Source organism: Pseudomonas sp. BS-2016, from assembly GCF_001806145.1.
Taxonomy (GTDB): Bacteria; Pseudomonadota; Gammaproteobacteria; order Pseudomonadales; family Pseudomonadaceae; genus Aquipseudomonas; species Aquipseudomonas lundensis.
This window is the reverse complement of sequence record NZ_MLCT01000067.1, coordinates 1-1,659: the sequence shown is the minus strand read 5'-3', so window position 1 is coordinate 1,659 and position 1,659 is coordinate 1. Positions and strand designations below refer to the sequence as shown.

The window sequence follows — 1,659 nt, the reverse complement described above, 5'->3', positions numbered from 1 at the left end:
GTCGCCAGCCCGCGTGGTGTTCGTGCACGGCCTGCGTAACGCACTGATCCCGGTGCTCACCGTGGTCGGCCTGCAAGTCGGCACGCTGCTGGCCGGTGCGGTACTGACCGAAACCATCTTCTCGTGGCCCGGCATCGGCAAATGGCTGATCGAAGCCATTGGCGCGCGGGACTACCCGGTGGTGCAGAACGGCATTCTGCTGATCGCCTGCCTGGTGATCCTGGTGAACTTCGTGGTGGATATCCTCTACGGCTTCGCCAACCCACGCATCCGTCACCAGCGCTGAGATCATGACCATGATTACACCTACTCAAGTGTCAGCAGTCGATCAGAGCCTGCTGTACCCGTCCCCGTACAAAGAATTCTGGCAAGCCTTCTCCAAGAACAAAGGCGCGGTCGCCGGCCTGCTGTTCATGTTGCTGATCGTGTTCTGCGCGATCTTCGCCCCGTGGGTTGCCCCGCATAACCCCAGCGAGCAATACCGCGACTTCCTGCTCACACCACCGGCGTGGCTGGAAGGTGGGCAAATGCAGTTCCTGCTGGGCACCGACGAACTAGGCCGTGACTTGCTCTCGCGCCTGATCCAGGGCTCGCGTCTATCGTTGCTGATCGGTTTGTCGTCGGTGGTGATGTCGCTGATCCCGGGTATCCTGCTGGGCCTGTTCGCCGGGTTCTTCCCGCGCTTGCTCGGCCCAACCATCATGCGTCTGATGGACATCATGCTGGCCCTGCCATCGCTGCTGCTGGCCGTGGCGATTGTCGCCATCCTCGGCCCTGGCCTGATCAACACCGTGATCGCCATCGCCATCGTGTCGTTGCCATCCTATGTGCGCCTGACCCGCGCCGCCGTGATGGGCGAACTGAACCGCGACTACGTGACTGCCGCCCGCCTCGCTGGCGCCGGCCTGCCACGCCTGATGTTCATCACCGTGCTGCCTAACTGCATGGCGCCGCTGATCGTACAAGCGACCTTGAGCTTTTCCTCGGCGATTCTCGATGCCGCGGCCCTGGGCTTCCTCGGCCTTGGCGTACAACCGCCAACCCCTGAGTGGGGCACCATGCTGGCTTCGGCCCGAGACTACATCGAACGCGCCTGGTGGGTCGTGAGCCTGCCTGGCTTGACCATTTTGCTCAGCGTGCTGGCAATCAACTTGATGGGTGACGGCCTGCGCGACGCGCTGGACCCGAAACTCAAGAACGCCGCCTGAGGAGATTCCCATGTCACTGTTAGAAATCAAGAATCTCAACGTGCGCTTCGGCGACAAGACCGCCGTGCCGGTGGTCGATGGCCTCGACATTTCGGTCGACAAAGGCGAAGTCCTGGCGATCGTTGGCGAGTCGGGCTCGGGTAAATCCGTGACCATGATGGCGCTGATGGGCCTGATCGAGCACCCTGGCATCGTCACCGCCGACGCCCTGAACTTCGACGGCAAGGACATGCTCAAGTTGAGCAACCGCCAGCGCCGCCAGATTGTCGGCAAAGACCTGGCGATGGTGTTCCAGGACCCGATGACCGCGTTGAACCCCAGTTACACCGTGGGTTTCCAGATCGAAGAAGTGCTGCGCCTGCACCTGAAAATGTCCGGCAAACAAGCGCGCAAGCGGGCTATCGAGCTGCTGGAAAAAGTTGAGATCCCAGGCGCTGCCAGCCGTATGGAT

Annotated in this window: 3 protein-coding genes; all 3 read left to right on the top strand. The window is 61.7% G+C overall.

All coding sequences use genetic code 11. The features are described from left to right. On the top strand, positions 1-286 hold a 286-nt coding region (locus BKD70_RS22255), incomplete at its 5' end, for an ABC transporter permease subunit (RefSeq protein WP_139145788.1). 10 nt (positions 287-296) lie between these two features. Continuing rightward, positions 297-1,208 (top strand): ABC transporter permease subunit, encoded by a 912-nt coding sequence (locus BKD70_RS22250; protein ID WP_070415410.1) that lies wholly within the window; start codon positions 297-299, stop codon positions 1,206-1,208. A gap of 10 nt (positions 1,209-1,218) precedes the next feature. Next, the coding region (locus tag BKD70_RS22245; protein ID WP_139145787.1) for an ATP-binding cassette domain-containing protein at positions 1,219-1,659 on the top strand (441 nt) is incomplete at its 3' end.

What these genes read in the sequence shown, in the direction of transcription:
- BKD70_RS22250 (WP_070415410.1), top strand. Translation starts at nt 297, where the DNA reads ATGATTACACCTACTCAAGTGTCAGCAGTCGATCAGAGCCTGCTGTAC.